General features: G+C 43.6%; 1 pseudogene. It reads right to left on the bottom strand.

The features are described from left to right. Positions 1-411 (bottom strand): annotated as a pseudogene (locus HMPREF2732_RS09980) (electron transport complex subunit RsxC); the annotation flags it as partial.

Raw genomic sequence — 411 nt, 5'->3', positions numbered from 1 at the left:
TCAGTTGTATTTGTTGCAACTGTTTCACCTTGAGTAGCAGCTTTCTTCGCTTTGGCTCTTGCAATGGCCGCAGCTACTGCCGCTTTTTTCGGATCAAGTGCGGTTGGATTTTCATCCGTTTTTTCGACCGCACTTTCAGTTTCATTTGTTGTAACTGCTTCACCTTGAGCGGCAGCTTTCTTGGCTTTAGCTCTCGCAATGGCTGCAGCTATTGCTGCTTTTTTCGGATCAAGTACGCTTGAATTTTCATCTGTTTTTTCTACTGCACTTTCAGTTGTATTTGTTGCAACTGTTTCACCTTGAGCAGCAGCTTTCTTCGCTTTGGCTCTTGCAATGGCTGCAGCTATAGCCGCTTTTTTCGGATCAAGTATGGTTGGATTTTCATCTGTTTTTTCTACTGCACTTTCAGTT

The organism is Haemophilus sp. HMSC061E01, from assembly GCF_001810345.1.
Taxonomy (GTDB): Bacteria; Pseudomonadota; Gammaproteobacteria; order Enterobacterales; family Pasteurellaceae; genus Haemophilus_D.
Note: the sequence above shows the minus strand (reverse complement) of the source record. Positions and strands in the feature narration are given on the sequence as shown.